Origin of the sequence: Pseudomonas sp. 008, assembly GCF_016861935.1 — a bacterium.
Lineage (GTDB): Bacteria > Pseudomonadota > Gammaproteobacteria > Pseudomonadales > Pseudomonadaceae > Aquipseudomonas.
This window is the reverse complement of record NZ_BOMA01000012.1, coordinates 123,851-140,453: the sequence shown is the minus strand read 5'-3', so window position 1 is coordinate 140,453 and position 16,603 is coordinate 123,851. Positions and strand designations below refer to the sequence as shown.

Sequence of the window (16,603 nt, the reverse complement as noted above, 5' to 3'; positions counted from 1 at the left end):
GCTTTTCATTTCATATCCCTGGCCTGCACCCACAGCACCGCGTCTTGCGACAAGGGCTTGCCCTTGTGGGTTTTCGTTGTACCGATGTCGAGCGCTGCAATACCCCACCAGCCGGCCCGGGGCAGGCCGATGGTCACGACGCCCTGGGCGTCCGTGTAGGTGCTCAGGGACTTGAATGAAGCTTGAGGTGCCGTTACATAGTCTTGCTGGCCGAAGGCGTTTTTCTCGATATCGACGGAATGGTTGATGTATTCGATTTCGATTTCGGCGAACGGAACGGGCTTGCCATCGGCCAGCACCAAGGCGCGGAACACTCCGCCTGTCCAGTTTGCATAAGGCTTGTTCAGTGGCTGGATCTCAACCGGCAACCCTTGTGGTTCTGCCCAGTTGCCGGGCACTCCGCCCACGTTCACGATCAGCTTGGTGAACTGTTGGATGTAGACGTCTTCCTCGGTTTCCAGGTAGGGCTCGGGCTCGAGTACGAAGATATGGTCACCCAGTGAGCGAACCAACTCCCGCGGAATCGACGCACGATAGGCAGTCGTTTGGTTATCGCGACTCTGCCACTGGACAGGGCGCAAGTATTGGCGCAGATCGATTTTTTCCCCGCCGTGCGAGCTGATGTGGCTAAAGGCGCGGGGTTCATCCATGGTCATGGTGGGGCCGCTGGAGAAGGGATGCGTGAACACCAGCGCGAACTCCAGTTTATCCGCACGCGGCAGCGCCGTTTCCTCGACGTAGAGCATCTGGAAATGGGCCTGTGCAGCGCCTGTCAGGCAACCTAATGTAACGGCGGCAAGTGCCTGGAGCAGTCGTCGTTTGATCGGCATGGTCGATTTCACCTTGAAATGTCGGATGATTGAATCGTGGCTTGATGGTTGTCTCCGCCCATGAACACAACGGAGTATTTCCCGGCTGGGGGCTGGAATGCGTAGGTGTTGTCGGTGCCGACGTTTCCTTCGAGCAACACCTTGTTGCTGGTGTCCTGGACATGGACTTTTCTGCCAGCGGCGGAGCTGCCGTCGGTGTAACCCGCCTCGCACTTCACCAGATCATCGCTCTCGATGTAGCAGTCGAAGACGGGGCCATGAGCGAAGGCTGCCTGGCAGAACACCAGGGCGCCGGCGATCAGTATCCGATGTGCTGAGCCTAGGGGTTTCATAAGGTCTTCGATCTCCACGGTCGAGGTTGATCATTGGAGCGGCGATTTGTGATCGCCGCTCGTATTGGGGCCAGGTGGCGCGAAGGCCGTCAGTAAGGAATCCAGGTTCGAACTCAGGAGTGCTTCGTACCCGTTGGCCGCGTCGGCGAGCATTCCCGGGTTGCCGGCGTCCAGTATCAACAACCGTGCGCCGCCGTCCTCGATGGCCTTGGCAATCCTGGCGTCCGGTGCCCACTTGTGGACCACCACGTGGATGTCACGCTCGCGCAGGTATCGGGTCAGTGCGGTGCAGTCGGCGTCGCTCCAGTCGATGTCCTGTCGGACGAACCAGCCGTCGACAAAAATCCCGAACTCGCCGAACAAGTAGGTGAACTCATCGGCCAGCGACAGCACGCGCAGATCCGGCACTGCCAGCAGCCGGGCACCGTAGTTGGCCTTGAGCTGGCGCAATCGGCCTTCGAGTGCGGCGAGGTTGCGCTCTATCCGAGGCGCATCGGGGGGAGACAGGCGTGCCAGGTCGGTAGCGATAATCGCCGACATGCGCATGGCGTTGACGGGGCCGAGCCAGGCGTACGGCGACAGTCCGCCATCGACGTCGCGTTCGGTTGCCCAGGGAACGTCGTTCGATGGCACGCGGGCCACGGCCACTCCGGGCTTGACGGTGTCCCATGAGTGCGAGGCATCGATCTCGACGATTCGCAGATTGTGGCGACGTGCCGTGGTGTAAAGCGGATCCGCGCGCCAGAGGTTACCCAGGGTAACCACGGCGGTGGCCTGCTGGAACACGGCGGGCTCCAGGCGCGACAGCGCGTTGGCCTGGCTTTCCATGGGCACGGCAGCGTCTGCCGGAAGGCGGACGACCTTGAGGGTTGTGCCGTCGCTGAGCGTCGAGGTGAGCGCATACACCGCCGGCAGTGCGACAAGCACCTGCTGCCTGCCGGTATCCGCGAAGGCAGAAAGCGGATTGCCCAGCAGCAGTAGCAGCATCGCTAGCCAGGGTCGACGTGACATGCAAAGCCATTTCATACGCTGGCACCTCTGAATCGGGCCCCGGTAGCGCGGATGACGGTGGTGGCGACGAACACCAGGGCGGCGACGATCACGATTGCGCCGCCTGTCGGTACGGGGATGTGGAATTGCATGGGTGCCAGGATGCCGACCACGCAGGAAAAAGTCGCGATCAGGATGGCGCGCACGACCAGCCCCGGGAGCGAATGGCTGATGTTGCGTGCTGCCGCGGCCGGTATGAGCAGAAGGGCTTCGACGAGTACTGCGCCGATGATTTTCAGGCAGGCTACCGTCACCAGGGTGACCAGTACGACAAACAGGTACTCGACGCTTCGCACGCGCACGCCGCGAGCATGTGCCAGGCTCGGATTGAGGCTGGCCAACAGCATGCCGTTGTACATCGGCAGTCCGAGCAGAGCACACGTCGCCGTTACCACAAGCAGCACGTTCATGTCGGTGTAGTCGACCGCCAGGATGGAACCGAACAGCACGCTTTCCATTACGTGCGTGTTGATCTTCGCCGACACGAACAGCAGCAACGAGGCCCCGACCGCCAGCGAGATGGACAAGAACACGCCGATCAGCGTGTCATTGGCCAGCGTGGTGCGGTGCTGCGTGTACTTCAGCGTCAGGGCGAACAGCAGGCAAAAGCCGAACATTGAGAAGTAGGGGGAGGTGTAGGACTCGCCGATCAGCACGCCAATGGCAACGCCGGTCATCGCCGCATTACCGACGGCCTGACTGAAGAACGCCATGCGCTTGATCATCACCATCGAGCCCAGCACGCCCAGTAGCGGTCCGATGAGCACTGCACAGAGCAGCGCATTGATCACGAACTCGTACTCGAACGGTTGCGGCAGGATGCCACTCGCGGCAAGCGCCTGGAGCTGGTTGCGAATCAATTCGTACAGGGCACTCATTGGGTAGCCTCCAGAGGGTAGGCGACCTGGTCGGGCGAACCATGGAACAGCACCCGCCGGTTGATAACGGTCACCGATTGCGCGATGCGCCTGACTTGTTCCAGGTCATGGTTGATCCAGAGGATGGTGACGCCGCGGCCGTTCAGCTCGGCCACCAGCGCCTCCACCAGTCGCACACCCGGTTCGTCGATGCCGGCGGTCGGTTCGTCAAGGATCAGTAGCCAGGGCGCCGGGCTGATCGCCTGGGCCAGCAGCACTCGCTGACGCTGGCCACCGGACAGGCTGCCAAAAGGTTTTGCGCCCATTCCGGCCACGCCGGTGCGCTCCAGTGCTTGGGCATTGGCCGCCTTGGCAGATCGGCTTGAGCCCAGGAAGGCCGGCCTGCGTTGACCGAGAAGGGCCATGATGTCGTTGACCGTCATCGGCACGTTGCGGTCGAAGTCCGGCAATTGCGGGACATACCCCATGGGTGTCGTGACCTCGCCTTCGAACCGGACCGTCCCTGAATGCGGCATCTGGCCCAGCAGCGCACGCACCAGTGAAGTCTTGCCGCCGCCGTTCGGGCCTACCAGGCAGTGCAGCGCACCGGCTTCTACCCGGAAGCTCACTTTGTCGAGCACTTGCGTACCTCCCAATTGCAGGGAGACGTCATCGAACACTATGGCGGGGCCGCGCATCGCTTGTTCCTCCTTCATCGCGTTCATCGCTGCGTAAACTCAACGGCTTCGGCCAAGGTCTCGAGGTTTTCACGCATCGCCACCTCGAATTCGTCCGGGCTATAGGTATTGCCAGTGATGTGAGACAGCGCGAACACCTTCACGCCGGTGGCTGCCTCGATAGGCTTGGCCAGGTCGAGGGAGAAATTCTTCTCGGCAAAAAGCACACGCACATTGGCCTTCTTGATCGCGTCGATGGTGTTGGCCAACTGGCGCGCAGTCGGCGCGACGCCGTGACGCGGCTCGATCACCGCACTCACGAACAGGCCGAACTCTTGCATCATGTAGTCGTAGCCAGCGTGCGTTGTCGCGCACCGGAAGGAAGACAAATCCAGCGCGGCGAAACGGGTCATGAAGCCGGCCCTTAGCGCCCGGATACGCGCGGCATACGCCAGGGCGTTTTGTCGATACGCTGCAGCGTTGTCCGGGTCCAGCTCCCCCAGCCGGCGAGTGATCTCGAAGACCTGTTGTATCGCTGCCGTGGTGGATACGAAGGTATGCGGATTGACCACCTTGACGCCGTCCTGGCCGCCGCCGATTGGAATGAGCGCAACCGAGGCATTGGCCTGGATGATCGGCAGGGTCGCCCCGCGGCCAGCGGCCTTGAGGATTTGGAAGGCCCATTCATCGTGTCCGATGCCGTTGACGACCAGAACATCGATATTCATCGCGCGGGTGATGTCATCGGGCTGCGGCTGGTAATTGTGCGGATTCGCCTCCGCTGGGATGAGCGCAACGACCTCCGCCCGATCTCCAACGATATTTGCCACGAAGCTGTAGTAGGGATGCAGTGTGACGCCGATCTTGAGCTTCTTGCCCGAAGAGGGAGCCGGGCTGGCGAGTGCGATGGCGGGTATCAGCAGCAATAGCGCGATGCATCGGCGCCACAGTGCGCGGTGTTTCGTAGAAACGGTCATGGCTGGGTTCCTTTTACGCGTTCGACTTCGCTGGCACCGTTGTAAGGGATGACCTGGCGCCAGCCATCGCCGACCAGCGATTCGGGCTTGACGATGCCAGGGTAGGGCGCGTTCGGGTCGCGGTGGACCCAGATCGTCGCTTGGTTGGCCCACATGACACCGGCATGCGCGTGACCGATGACGAGCAGGTAGGCGCTCTGGCCCGGCGCGCGGCCGCCCGAGCCGTAATAGACCGTAGCGCCCTGGCCCTGGGTGGCTTGCGACACCTTGTTGGCGGTCTGGTCCGGCGGGGTGACAGGCGCATCGGCGTGCACGTCGCCGGAAGCGGCATGCGGCAGGTGAGTGCCAGGCAGAATCAATTGCCACTGCACCTCGCCATTGGTCTTCCAGAAGGCGTCACGGTAGAAGGGCGGCAGCAAGATTTTCTGCGCACGCTCCAGCGTGATCCAGCCGCCGGTATCGTTGTTGAACCAGATGATTTCTTCACCGGCCGGCAGCAGAGCGCTGTGAATCGCCTGATCGACCGCACCCAGGCCATCGAAGGAACGCACCTGCCAGCTCAAGGTTATCGGTGGGCCGACTTTCTGGGGTCGCAGCGTTATATAGCCTGCCACGCTGGCGATGACTGCCAGGGCCGCAAGCAACAATGCCAGTGATTCCCATCGGCCGGATACCGGGCGCACCACCTTGATTGAGCTGTTTGCGTGATCGCTGGGCATATCTGCACCGGATGCGCGACGCGGCGATAGACGAGCCATCAGAGAAACGCGATCCAGCGGCCGAGGAACACCACGCCCGCCCACAATGCCAACGAACTGAACCCTGCGACACGCGCCTGGCTGGGAGGCGTTAGCGTTGTGTCCCATTCGGCAATGCGGCGAAAGACGCCCAAATGGAATACCCCCATGTTGAGCCCCGCCAGCAGTAACACGCCCATCTTGCACAAGAATGCGGTGTTCTCGGCATAGGTCGTGGCATTGGCGGCGAACATGAGCAGGCCGGTGATCACGCAAGCCACGAAAGCGACCCAGGTGAACGGCAGCAAATCTTTTATCAGCCGTAGCGCGCTGCGGCGATGGGAGGCAACGCCGAGCAGACGCAAATCGACGACGGCGATGGTCCCGAACACAAGAGCGATGCCGATCACATGTACCGATTCAAGGGCTGGAAAGACGGAGCCCGACTCTCGGATGAAGGTGGCGACAGAGGTGTCCTGGAGGGCTTGTAGTGTTGGTTGAATGTCCATGGCGAATACCTGGGAGCTTTCGTTGAATACGCTTAGATCGCGTAGGCGATCCAGCGACCACAGATGATGACGACGCACCACAAGCCGATCGACAGCCAGGCTAGCGCTTTGACAAGAGGAGGCTTGTCATCACGTTGTGCATCGTCGGCAGGGCGCAGAAGGGGGCGCCGCAGAAGCAAGGTCAGCGTGAACGCACTCACGACCAGCGCCATCTTCAGCCAGAAGGTCGAGTTGACGAGTACGCGATCAGGCTCGGCGATGATCATGATCAACCCCGTGAAGAGCAGGACGAGGAGCGCATTGCGCATCCACGGGTAGTACCGGCGAACGACGCCACGCAAGGGCTCGTCCGTGGCGAACACACCCGCCAGCCGAAGATCGGAGATGACCGCAGAGCCGAAGAGCACTGTGATAGCGAGGATATGAATGCTCTGGACGGTGGGTATGATCCAGAGAATGTCCCGGATGGCTGTGCTCAAAGGTGACGCATAGATCCAGGCAATGATGAGTGATGATGACATTTGCTGTTCTTCCCAATGGGTTAGAAGTCTTGAGGCTTTGCGATCGAGCGCAGACCCGCCGCATCTTCTGGCAGTAGGTACCCTTCCTTGATCGAAAGGGCCTTGGCGTCTTCGAATTTCTGTTCGTAGTTGCTGAAGCTTCCATAACGCTGGCCAAGGACGTCCCTGGAGTAAGGCACCTTGGTGTCGTAGATCAGTCCGCAGCCGGTCTCCTGATCCGTGAGGTAGGTCGCACTGGGCACCTGGATCCACGGTGGGCGTACGCCCCCTTGCAGGTTGCCGGTAACAGGGTCGCGCGCGGCGGTCTTGCCATCGCGGGCGACCCGCGGAGCATTCGGCATGGGTTTGCCTTGGCGCACCCATTGGTCCATGCGATCCAGGAGCGCCGAGACGATCAGTTCCGCCGGTTCGTCGTACAGCGTCCGGCACCGTGGGTCGTCGCCCTTGCCGATGTCGGCAGCGAGCTGTTCGGTATGCTCCGTACCAAGGTCGGCCAGCCGCAGGTGTGGCATGCCGGTCACTTCGTAGTAGCGAATCTGCGGGCTGTCGGTGTCCGGCGGCAGGTTGATGCCTTCGATCACGTCGTGCATCAGTTCGGACTGGCTGTAGACGGTCACGAACGGCACGCCATCGGGCGTATGGCGCGGCACCCGGATGACGTCGCCGCCCACTTCTCCGTAGGCCATGCGGCCGGTCATGTAGGCATCGATCAGCGGCCTTGCGTCGGGCATGCGCCATTGCTGGTGCCGGCCCTGGTCGAGGTAGTCCATCCAGACTTGCGCGGTTACGGCCCAGCTATTGACGTAGATGCGTTGAACATCGAGACCTGCCAACGGGCTTTGCGCTGCATTGGTTTTCAGCAGCAACGCCAGTTGCGCCCCGATGCCCTGGGACTGTGGAGCGAACGGATCGGGAGCTTCACCGCGGGTGAAGTGTTCCGGGTCGTAATAGGTGCCCAGCGGCGCGTAGCGTGCAAAGTCGAAGCGGCGCATGAACTCGAAGTTCACGATCCGTCCGTACTGAGCGATCTGCTCGGCCTCGGCAGCCGGGGTGTCCGAGATGAACTTGGGATCGACTGGCGGCTTGTTCACATTCAGCGTGTACCCGACGTACGCGTAGCCGCGACGCAGCAAATAGTCGCGGGTCAGGATCCATCCCGCGGCGCGCTCGCCGAACCAACTGAACGGCTCGATCACGACCGTGCCATTGAAGCGCGCGGGGTCAGCCGGTTTGCGCACCAGAATGCGTGTGGTGTAAGGCGCCTCCAACAGGGTTTTGCCCGAAGCGGTAATGGCCGGGGCAACGCCTTGCAGGTAAAACTCCTCCTCGATGTAGCCGTACTTGTCGAGGTCGCTGTATTCGGTGCCCGGGCGTTTCGCCGACGAGAGCGGTGGCTTGCCGGAGGGCGGCACCGCGATGGCCGTGGGCATGCGGGGCACCTCGGGCACCTCGGCGAATGTGTTCGACGTGAGGATCAGCAACAGCAGGGCGCTTTGCAGCGTCGGCCGCAGGATGCTGAGGGTTGTCAGTCTTTCCATTTGGTCAGCTCCGATGACGATTAATGGCGACTTCACTCGAGACTGAGGGATGCCTTGCCCTCTTTATCGATCACGATCTGATTGTTCTCGCAGACATACTCTTGAATGGCGTAGTTGGACCGTTTGTACTCGAACGTGAAGCGATACGGGGTCTTGAGCACCTGTGGGTCCTCGATCACGACCTGGTTCTCCAGGTGATCCGGCGCCGTCAGCCTGATGCGTTCGATGATCTTCATGTCCTTGCCGTGTGGAACGTCGTAGAAACTCACGTCCGTTCGCACTCGTTGTGTTTCCACGACGAGCGTGTCGCCTTCCCAATGGCCGCGTGAATGGCCTTGATATTTAGGGTCCAGGGTCTCTTTTGCAGGCATCGCTTCGTTCAAGAGAATCCGGCGGACCTGCTGGAGATACTCACCGAGGACAATCACTTGCTTGTCGTCGTGAATGATCTGGATCGGGAAGAGCGCCGCCATCAACGTTGGCATTCCCTCGGGCAGGCATCTGGAACTTGTTGTGGCCAACGGCGTTCCGGCCTCGTTCGCAGCGGCTTGCTTCTTCTTCAGCGCGACGTATTCGTCGGCATAGGGCGCCTTCAGGTCCATCGGCCCACCCGGGTGCACCGGGTTGTCGGGGTTCTCACCGAACCAGTCGTCCGGGGTTCGTTCCCAGGTGCCGCTGATGTCGGGGCGTGCGCTGACGCTGTGTTTGTCGCTTAGAGGTTTCGAAGGTGTTGCGGCGCTGCACATCCCGGCGGCAGTCACGAGGGCGATGCCCAGGAAGATCATTGCCGTGTTCAAGGTTCGTGTCGGTTTCATTGAAACGTCTCCACGCTGCTGGTCTGGTCGGTGAGTTCGTCAGGAAGCCGGGGAGGGACTTCTCATCCGCCGCCCGTGAGTACGACGTCTCCGCTCTTGATTTCCACGAGCAGCCCGCCTGGCTCACCGTTTTTCAACGGTTTGAAGGACACCTCGGCAGTCTCGCCGGCCTTGATCGACTCAGCGGTCCAGCCCGTGCGCTGTAACGCGTTGACACTGCCCGTTTCGATCTTGAATCGCTGGGCCGGCGGGCCGGGCGTATCGACGTAAATCGTGATGTGGGGATTGGTCCAGGCAAAGCGCTCGACGACACCCTTGATCGAGACGGTCTGGGTCTGGTCGAAAAGCGCGAACGAATGGTGAGCACTGGCAACAGGTGCCAGGGCACTGCAGGCGAAGAGGGTCAGAAGACAAAGCCCCTGACGTAACAGCGGGGAGGGTGACAAAGGGGTCATGACAGGTGCCTCGGTTCTTATGGTTCTTATGGGCCCAGCATAGGGGGAGTGCGCTCAGAGGCCGTAGCCCAAAACGGCAACTATTGAAGGCGCTGAGGATGTTTTGCAGTGGGGGAGGTATCGCGCGAAGGGATGGACGGCCAGCCCCTTGAAAGTGCTGATTTGGGTTACCGCTTGCGCGACCCAAGCCGGAACACTCATGGCTCGCCTCATAAATATAAAAACAGGAGAGACGTCATGCGCACCCTCAGTTACGCCCCATTACTTTCGCTGGTCGCACTCTGTACATTTGAGCCGCAGGTACACGCCTACCAGCTCTACAACGAAGACGATGGTGGAACCGTCCTGAACGCCGACCTGTCGGCGGCGTTTGGCTGGTTCGGCAGCGAGAAAAACTACATTGGCGACCCTGAGAGGGAGCCCGGCAGGATGCGCTGGCAAGAAGGCTTCGCCAAGTACGGTCTCAACGGCACGACAAACAAGATCAATGCCGGTTCCGTCTATGGTGGGCTCAGCTGGATCAGTACGGGATCATTTGGCGATGGGGACGCGGGAGGACTCACCGTCGGGGATGAAAGAAGAACGGCTGTGGAAGACGCCTACCTGGGCTGGAAGTCAGGTGATCTGATTCCAGCACTGGGCAAGGACGGCGTTGATTTCTCTTTTGGCCGGCAGCTCGTTACGGTGGACGGCTTCCTGATCACTGACGACGGGTTCGCCCCCGGGAAGGCCTTCAGCCCTATCGAGGGCGTAAGGGATGGCCGGTTCAATCGCGGTGGCGCCTTTTACCTTGGCCCGCGGTTGGCGTTCGGGAATACGGCAGTCTTGAAACTGGGTGGTCAGGAGGGCCTGCACGGTAGCCTGATATGGCTCAAATCCGATAACCCCGGGCAGTCGAAGACCGAAGTGGCTGCCGCCACCCTCGACTACACGACGCCCGTCGGCTCGATCGGTTCGACGTACGTGCACGGCCTGGATGTTGACGAGCGATATGCCTTTGGTGATCGGCTTGAGCGCAAGGGCATGAACGTCTACAGCATTCGTGGGCAGGGCAATGCCGGGATCGAGAATGCCGACTTTGCGTTCGAGGTGGCACGTCAGGAAAAACGCTCGGGCTCACAGCGGGCGATGTTCTTCGAAGCAGGCTACACCTTTGCCGACACCCAATGGCAACCGACGGTGAGCTATCGATATTCGCGCTATTCCGAAGGTTACGACTTTCTGTTCCAGGGAGGTTTTCGCAAGCGATACCAGGGTGAAGTCGCCGCCAATTACGCAGGTTCAGTGACCTCGAACATGGCGATCAACGACGTGCTCCTCTCAGTCAAGCCGACCGATAAATTGACCCTTAACGCAATGGCCTTCAACTACCACCAGCTCTCCCGTACGCATGAGCAGGACTTCGCTGCACGTGAGGTCGACCTTTTTCTGGATTGGATGGTGACGGATAACGTCACACTCTCGCCTCTGGTCGGCTTCTACAAGCCTGAAAAGTGGCTTGGGGACGGTGGTCTGCAGAGCGGGAGTGCATCAACGAACACTTACTTCCAGTTCATCGTGTGGATGACGTTCTGAGTCGCCGCTCACGCCGTAACGACGAAGGTTTGTTGCCGGTATCTTGATCGGGGGCGCCACCCGCGGTGGCGCATTCCCGATGGGAGGTCGCCAGGCAACAGGCGATCGAGGAGGGGCCAGGCTAGGTGGTTTTTTTGCCGACGAAGCCCATCTCGATTGGGGTCTTTATGTAGAACACAGAGATTTCCTCAGCCTCCAGCCTCTTGAGCAACCTTTCGGATTCGTCCTCGGTGATAGCCATGCGAATCTCCGTAGGCTGATCCGCGAGTTCAAAAAAATGCGAAGAGTGCAGTCGACCGGTGTGTCCAAAACCCTCGATAGCCGTAGAGAGAGTCGCACCACGCAGCCCCATCTCCTTGGCCACATCGACGATCCATTCGCCAAGCATCTTTCCCTGATAACGGCGGTTCTGTTGAGTGAAGAAAATCACCAGAAAACCTTTCATTTTCATCTCCTCATCGCATGCCAATGATTTGATAGGACAAAAGCCCGGCAGCGGTCATCACCAACGAGCCTACGACGTGCAATGAAATTGAGCCGAGCGCCCAGAGCAGTCTGCCTTCCTGGATCAGGGCAACTGTTTCGGCGGAAAACGTAGAAAAGGTGGTAAGCCCACCGCAGAAACCCGTGATGATCAGCAGGCGCCACTCAGGACTCAAGGTGGGTGAGGCGGCCAAAAACGCGATAGCCAGGCCAATGATGTAGCCCCCGACCATGTTCGCGACCACCGTGCCCGGGGGAATCGTGGGGAACAGGGCGTTCAGCTTCACGCCCAGGAGCCAGCGCAACCAGGCACCAAGTGACGCACCAACGGCGATAACTGCGAGTGATTTCAGCATGGCGGGCTCACCTCGTCAGACCTGGGCCAAACTGATAGCAGGTAAGCACAACAGAACTGAAGACTTCAAGAACCCCGTACGCAAGTGACTGTACCGGGCCCCCTCAGGTCAGAGCCACGAAGGCGTGGACATCTTGCGCCCACGCCTCATCAAGTTACAGCATGCGGCGCAGGACGTCGTTTCGAGGGTCCCGGTCGTAAAACCGGTGTTTGAGGGCGCCTACGACATGCAACAGGATCAGTCCGAGCAGGGTGTAGGCGAGCACTTTGTGCAGCCATTGGAAGACGACGAACCAATTGTCATTTTTCGGAAGGAGTTCCGGCAGGTTGACCCCAAAAAAGAACACCCCGTCGCTCATTGTGTAAGTGCTCGACATTGAGTAGCCCATCAACGGCACGATCACGACGAGCGCATACATGACACGCTGCGTAAGCCTTGACAGGAACCTTTCATAACTTGCCAGCGTTTCCAGCGGCTGCGGAAGCACGGGGGTCCGAAAGCGCAGGGCGATCTGGGTCAGGACAACCAGAAACACCAACAGCCCAAAGGATTTGTGCCACGGGTAATAGAGCTCGTACTTGCTCGCCACTTCGTCATTCAGACCGGTCATATGCCAGCCTGCCCAGAGGAGGCCCGCGATGAGTGCGGCGCGCACCCAGTGCAACATTCGCAGGGACGTCGGATACCGATCGGTTGTTTGTTGATCTATCGGGTTCATCGCAGTCTCTCCATTGATTATCAACGGCATCAGGGATGCACTTTTGAACGCTAACCCTCGCGGCACAGGGTCCGGAGGGTTATTCGGTCAGGACAGGGATCGTGCTCAGGAAGGTAGCAGCACGGTGATGACTTTCTCCTCGGTGTAGGCCACCGCGCCGGCGAACCCGCCTTCACGGCCGATACCGCTGGTCTTTACGCCGCCCCAGGGCAGGTTGGCGTCCAGCGGGCTCCAGCAGTTGATACCCACGGCACCGGCCTTCACCGCAGCGGCTACGCGGTGCGCTCGCACCAGGTCGGTCGTCCAGACCGTGGCCGCCAGGCCGTAGGAGGAGTCATTGGCCAGTGCGATAGCTTCCTCTTCGCTGTCGAACGTGATCAGCGTGCCGACGGGCCCGAAGATTTCGTCTTGGGCGATCGCCATGGCGTTGTTCGCGTTGGTGAAGATCGTCGGCCGGACAAACCAGCCCCGTTCTGGCGTCGATACACCGCCGGCCAGTAGCGAGGCGCCTTGGTCGATACCCAGTTGGATGTATCGGTTAACGCGATCGAATTGCGCTTTCTTGGCCACCGGTCCCATCTGTACACCGGGCTGGCGAGGGTCGCCCACGTTGACTGCCTCTGCGGCATCGGCCAGCGCTGCGCCGAAGCGATCCGCAATGCTGCGGTGCACCAGGATGCGCGAGCCGGCCGCACAGACCTGGCCCTGGTTGGCGAACAGGCCGAGCGCACACCCGCGCAGCGCGTCTTCGAAAGAGGCATCGTCGAAGACAATCTGGGGGCTCTTGCCGCCCAACTCTAATGCCACGCGCTTGAACAGCACACCGGCGGTGCGCTGGATTTCGCGTCCGGCCTCGGGGCTGCCGGTGAAGCTGATCTTGGCAACGAGCGGGTGTTCGCACAGGGCGCGACCCACCTCGTTGCCATAGCCGGTGACCACGTTGATCACGCCATCCGGAAAGCCCGCTTCCTGAGCCAGCACCGCCAGGTGCAGGGCAGACTGCGGCGTCTCTTCCGAAGGTTTGATGACCACGGTGCAGCCTGCCGCCAGCAACGCGGCGAGCTTCCAGACGGTGATCATCAACGGCGAATTCCAGGGAACGATGGCGCCGACCACGCCCACGGGCTCGCGTACCGTGTACGAAAGGGTCTTGGTGCCGAAGTAGCCACCGGTGGGAATGGTGCGTCCCTCAAGCTGGTTGGCCCAGCCGGCGGCGGCACGCAGGTTGGCGATTGCGTTGGGCAAGTCCATCCGGCGCGGTTCGATGGGTGAGCGACCGATGGCGTTGGCGTCCAGATCGGCCAGCAATTCGCTGTCGCGTTCAACCAGGTCAGCGAGTTTAGATAGCAGTCGACCGCGCTGGGCGCCGTCGAGCTGGCTCCAGGCGCCACCCTCAAGTTGGCGGTGTGCGGCCCCCACTGCGCGGTCCACGTCCTCAGTCGTGCCCTGTGCGGAACTGCCGTACACCTGTTCTGTCACGGGGTTGACGAGGTTTATGCGACGGCCGTCGGAGGCTTCGAAGGACGCGCCTTCGATGAAGTGATTCAAGTGCTCAGTCATTTTGCGGTCCATAAGTGATGTGCAGTGGTCGGGTCATGCCTCAAGGGAAGCCAGGGCGTCGCCGAAGATGTCCAGTGCCTTGAAGAACAGCGAGCGTGAGATCGTCAGCGACGGCATGACTCGCATCACGTTGCTGTAGCGACCACAGGGAATCATCAGCACGCCGTGGTTCAGCAGGTAACCCATGAGCTGGCCGATTTTTTCGGGCGCCAGGGGAGCCTTGGTGGCTGGGTCTTCAACCAGTTCGATACCGATCATCAGGCCGCGGCCGCGGACTTCAGCGACGAACGGGCTGTTGAAGCCACGGATACGTTCCTGCGCCTCCAACCCCAGCGTGTGCGCACGGTTGAGCAGATCGAGCTCCGGGTCCTGCAGGATGCTGATGTTGGTCAGCGCCACCGCCGCGGACAACGAGTTGGCGGCAAAGGTGTTGGGCATCGATCCGTCAGGAATCGCGGCCGCCAGGTCCGAACGCATGATCAGGCCCGCCATTGGCAGGTCGCTGCCGATGCCTTTGCCGAACGTGAGCATGTCCGGCTTCACGCCCGAGTGCTCGACCGCCCACATCTTGCCGGTGCGCCCTGCGCCGGATTGCACTTCATCGACGATCAGCAGCGTGCCGCTACGGTCGCATGCTTTGCGCAACAGCTGCAGGAATTCTGGTGAAGGAGGCACGTAGCCGCCTTCGCCCTGCACCGGCTCTACGATAACGGCAGCCACATCATCGGCGGCGGTGTAGGGGGTGTTCAACAGGTAGTCCACGTATTCGCCGGCGATCTGCTCGGCGCTTTTGTGAGTGGTGTCGAAAGGGAAACGGTAGGCGTAAGGGTAGGGGGCGTGAATCACCCCGCCCATTTGGGCTCCGTAACCCTTGCGGTATGCCGTACCTGTCGTCAGGGAACCCGAGGCGTTCCACACGCCGTGGTAGCCTCCATGAAAGGCGATGATCTGGTGCCTCCCGGTGATGCGTTTGGCGAACTTGATGGCTGCTTCAAGCGCATCGCTGCCGCTTTGCGTGAAGAAGGTGATGCAGTCGCCACGCAAGCCGTCGGGCGCGATCTCGGAGAGCTTGGCCGCCAGCTCGGTGCGCCGGGTGCTGTTGACCTCCAGGGCATGCATCAGCACTTCGGACTGTTCGCGGATCGCCTGCACCACCTTCGGATGGCAGCGGCCTACGCTGCTGACGCCCACGCCGGCGGACAAATCGATGTAGGTGTTGCCATCCGGGTCTTTGAAGGTCGCGCCGAAGGCGCGGTCCATGGCCACCGGCATGCGTCCGCCGCCGCGCGCCATCGACTCGGTACGCGCCGACAACGCCAGGGCCTCGCTGGTTTTGGGGCCGGGAAGTGTGCTGGAGGTAATTCGCGGGGCATCCGCGAAATGGAGGGATTCAAGTTTGGCTTCACTCATGACGTTCACTCTGGATGTCGATTTAAGTGTGCTGATCATCTCCGTGGTGTGTGTATGGCCGGTAGCCCGAATTGGCATATGAGTGGACCGCCCTGAGCGCACTGTCCAGTGAATTTAAAATCTCATAAAGAATTGTGCAAAATTCTCACTATGTGCGAATATCGCATAGGAAGGCGATCTAAAAACAAGAATATTGGCAGAGGCTTTCGACATCATGAAAAATCAGACTATCAGCCATTTCAGAGACGTCCATGTTCATGCGGCCACCGTCCAGGAGTGGAATCAGGACTACAGTCAGCTAACGGCAGGCTCGACTGAGAGTTCGCTGATGCAGTTGTCGACGGCGGGTGTCCACGTCTTTCTCGAGCAGATCAACCAGCGTGTCGTGCAGCACGGCGTGGCTCCCCGAGGCAAGATGTGCTTTGCCGTGCCGATCACCACCCCGGGTTCGATTCGGATGCAGGGACGGGAGGCGGACGATAGCAGCCTGTTCTTTCTTCACGGTGGCGAGGAGTTCATGTTCCATATGCCGATGGGCATGGAGCTGCTGTCGATCACCTTCGAACGTGAATTGTTCGAGCAGGCGTTGGCGCAAACGGCTTCGGCGAAGGAGGTCAGCCTGTTGCTGCGTCAGCCGGTGATCAGGGTTTCCACGCCGCGCTTTGCAGACGCTCGTCGCCGATTGCTGGCGATGTTCTCCCAGGCCCTGGTGTACGAAGAGCTCGACAGCACGCGAGATCGGGAGCGGGAGCTGGCGCTGGAACAGGCGATGCTCGGCGAGTTGCTGCAACTCATGACCGACCCGGCATGCGACAAGCAACAACGCTCCGCAAGCTCCACGCGCAGCTTCATTGTCGAGAAATGCCACCGTCTGGCGACCGCGGAGATGATCGACGTGCCCAGCGTGATCGAGTTGTGCCAGCGACTCCAGGTCAGTCGGCGTACCGTGCAGAACAGCTTTCGCTCGGTTGCCGAGACGACGCCGCTGAATTACTTGCGCTCTGTGAGGCTCAACGGTGTACGCCGGACCTTGATGTCCACCCGCGCGTCGCATCTCTCGATCGGCGATGCCGCTGCCCAATGGGGCTTCTTTCACCTCAGCCATTTTGCGGCGGAGTACCAGGAGCTGTTCGCAGAGTTGCCGTCCCATACCCCCCGTGCTGCCATCACCGGTTGCGCTCATGCCTGAACACCCGCCCGCTG

19 protein-coding genes are annotated in these 16,603 nt (G+C 60.7%); 2 read left to right on the top strand and 17 right to left on the bottom strand.

Features of this window, described 5'->3' with window-relative positions:
• Positions 1-5 precede the first annotated feature (5 nt).
• The 12 genes from JUI81_RS22865 to JUI81_RS22810 form a co-directional block, all read right to left on the bottom strand.
• Positions 6-830 (bottom strand): DUF4198 domain-containing protein, encoded by an 825-nt coding sequence (locus JUI81_RS22865; protein ID WP_204125087.1) that lies wholly within the window; start codon positions 828-830, stop codon positions 6-8.
• 8 nt (positions 831-838) lie between these two features.
• Positions 839-1,162, bottom strand: a complete 324-nt coding sequence (locus tag JUI81_RS22860; protein WP_026331603.1) for a hypothetical protein — start codon at positions 1,160-1,162, stop codon at positions 839-841.
• A 30-nt stretch (positions 1,163-1,192) separates the two neighbouring features.
• Complete coding sequence (locus JUI81_RS22855) at positions 1,193-2,149, bottom strand: metal ABC transporter solute-binding protein, Zn/Mn family (RefSeq protein ID WP_204125086.1); 957 nt, start codon at positions 2,147-2,149, stop codon at positions 1,193-1,195.
• A 35-nt stretch (positions 2,150-2,184) separates the two neighbouring features.
• The gene (locus tag JUI81_RS22850; protein ID WP_204125085.1) at positions 2,185-3,090 is read right to left on the bottom strand and encodes a metal ABC transporter permease; all 906 of its coding nucleotides are present in this window, start codon (positions 3,088-3,090) and stop codon (positions 2,185-2,187) included.
• On the bottom strand, positions 3,087-3,794 hold the full coding sequence (locus tag JUI81_RS22845) for a metal ABC transporter ATP-binding protein (RefSeq protein WP_018927831.1): 708 nt from the start codon (positions 3,792-3,794) through the stop codon (positions 3,087-3,089). The genes JUI81_RS22850 and JUI81_RS22845 overlap by 4 nt, the downstream gene beginning before the upstream one ends.
• Positions 3,791-4,723, bottom strand: coding sequence for a metal ABC transporter solute-binding protein, Zn/Mn family (locus JUI81_RS22840; RefSeq protein ID WP_019649041.1), 933 nt, complete (start codon positions 4,721-4,723; stop codon positions 3,791-3,793). Before JUI81_RS22840 ends, JUI81_RS22845 begins: the two co-directional genes overlap by 4 nt.
• The gene (locus JUI81_RS22835) at positions 4,720-5,442 is read right to left on the bottom strand and encodes a DUF6162 family protein (protein ID WP_204125084.1); all 723 of its coding nucleotides are present in this window, start codon (positions 5,440-5,442) and stop codon (positions 4,720-4,722) included. Before JUI81_RS22835 ends, JUI81_RS22840 begins: the two co-directional genes overlap by 4 nt.
• Positions 5,443-5,480: 38 nt before the next feature.
• Positions 5,481-5,969: a DUF6644 family protein gene (locus JUI81_RS22830; RefSeq protein WP_019578576.1), complete on the bottom strand. Its 489-nt coding sequence runs from the start codon at positions 5,967-5,969 to the stop codon at positions 5,481-5,483.
• 32 nt (positions 5,970-6,001) lie between these two features.
• Positions 6,002-6,490 (bottom strand): DUF6644 family protein, encoded by a 489-nt coding sequence (locus JUI81_RS22825; RefSeq protein WP_019578577.1) that lies wholly within the window; start codon positions 6,488-6,490, stop codon positions 6,002-6,004.
• A 20-nt stretch (positions 6,491-6,510) separates the two neighbouring features.
• Entirely contained in the window at positions 6,511-8,028 is a 1,518-nt protein-coding gene (locus tag JUI81_RS22820; protein WP_204125083.1) for an alpha/beta hydrolase domain-containing protein, read from the bottom strand.
• A gap of 32 nt (positions 8,029-8,060) precedes the next feature.
• Positions 8,061-8,843: a hypothetical protein gene (locus JUI81_RS22815; RefSeq protein WP_028940851.1), complete on the bottom strand. Its 783-nt coding sequence runs from the start codon at positions 8,841-8,843 to the stop codon at positions 8,061-8,063.
• A gap of 62 nt (positions 8,844-8,905) precedes the next feature.
• Positions 8,906-9,298 carry a DUF6152 family protein gene (locus tag JUI81_RS22810; RefSeq protein WP_019578580.1) on the bottom strand — a complete coding sequence of 131 codons (393 nt, stop codon included), beginning with the start codon at positions 9,296-9,298 and terminating at the stop codon, positions 8,906-8,908.
• A gap of 237 nt (positions 9,299-9,535) precedes the next feature.
• Between JUI81_RS22810 and JUI81_RS22805 the strand changes: the two genes are divergently transcribed.
• The gene (locus JUI81_RS22805; RefSeq protein WP_018927839.1) at positions 9,536-10,873 is read left to right on the top strand and encodes a hypothetical protein; all 1,338 of its coding nucleotides are present in this window, start codon (positions 9,536-9,538) and stop codon (positions 10,871-10,873) included.
• A 121-nt stretch (positions 10,874-10,994) separates the two neighbouring features.
• On the opposite strand, the gene JUI81_RS22800 is transcribed toward JUI81_RS22805, so the two are convergent.
• The 5 genes from JUI81_RS22800 to JUI81_RS22780 form a co-directional block, all read right to left on the bottom strand.
• Complete coding sequence (locus JUI81_RS22800) at positions 10,995-11,318, bottom strand: DUF190 domain-containing protein (RefSeq protein ID WP_019578582.1); 324 nt, start codon at positions 11,316-11,318, stop codon at positions 10,995-10,997.
• A gap of 10 nt (positions 11,319-11,328) precedes the next feature.
• Positions 11,329-11,712: a fluoride efflux transporter CrcB gene (crcB, locus tag JUI81_RS22795; RefSeq protein WP_019578583.1), complete on the bottom strand. Its 384-nt coding sequence runs from the start codon at positions 11,710-11,712 to the stop codon at positions 11,329-11,331.
• Positions 11,713-11,866: 154 nt separating this feature from the next.
• Entirely contained in the window at positions 11,867-12,430 is a 564-nt protein-coding gene (locus JUI81_RS22790) for a cytochrome b (RefSeq protein ID WP_018927842.1), read from the bottom strand.
• Positions 12,431-12,535: 105 nt separating this feature from the next.
• Positions 12,536-13,990 (bottom strand): aldehyde dehydrogenase, encoded by a 1,455-nt coding sequence (locus tag JUI81_RS22785; RefSeq protein WP_026331604.1) that lies wholly within the window; start codon positions 13,988-13,990, stop codon positions 12,536-12,538.
• Positions 13,991-14,023: 33 nt separating this feature from the next.
• On the bottom strand, positions 14,024-15,400 hold the full coding sequence (locus tag JUI81_RS22780; RefSeq protein WP_018927844.1) for an aspartate aminotransferase family protein: 1,377 nt from the start codon (positions 15,398-15,400) through the stop codon (positions 14,024-14,026).
• A 214-nt stretch (positions 15,401-15,614) separates the two neighbouring features.
• Between JUI81_RS22780 and JUI81_RS22775 the strand changes: the two genes are divergently transcribed.
• Positions 15,615-16,589, top strand: coding sequence for a helix-turn-helix domain-containing protein (locus JUI81_RS22775; RefSeq protein WP_026286553.1), 975 nt, complete (start codon positions 15,615-15,617; stop codon positions 16,587-16,589).
• The last annotated feature ends 14 nt before the right edge of the window (positions 16,590-16,603 follow it).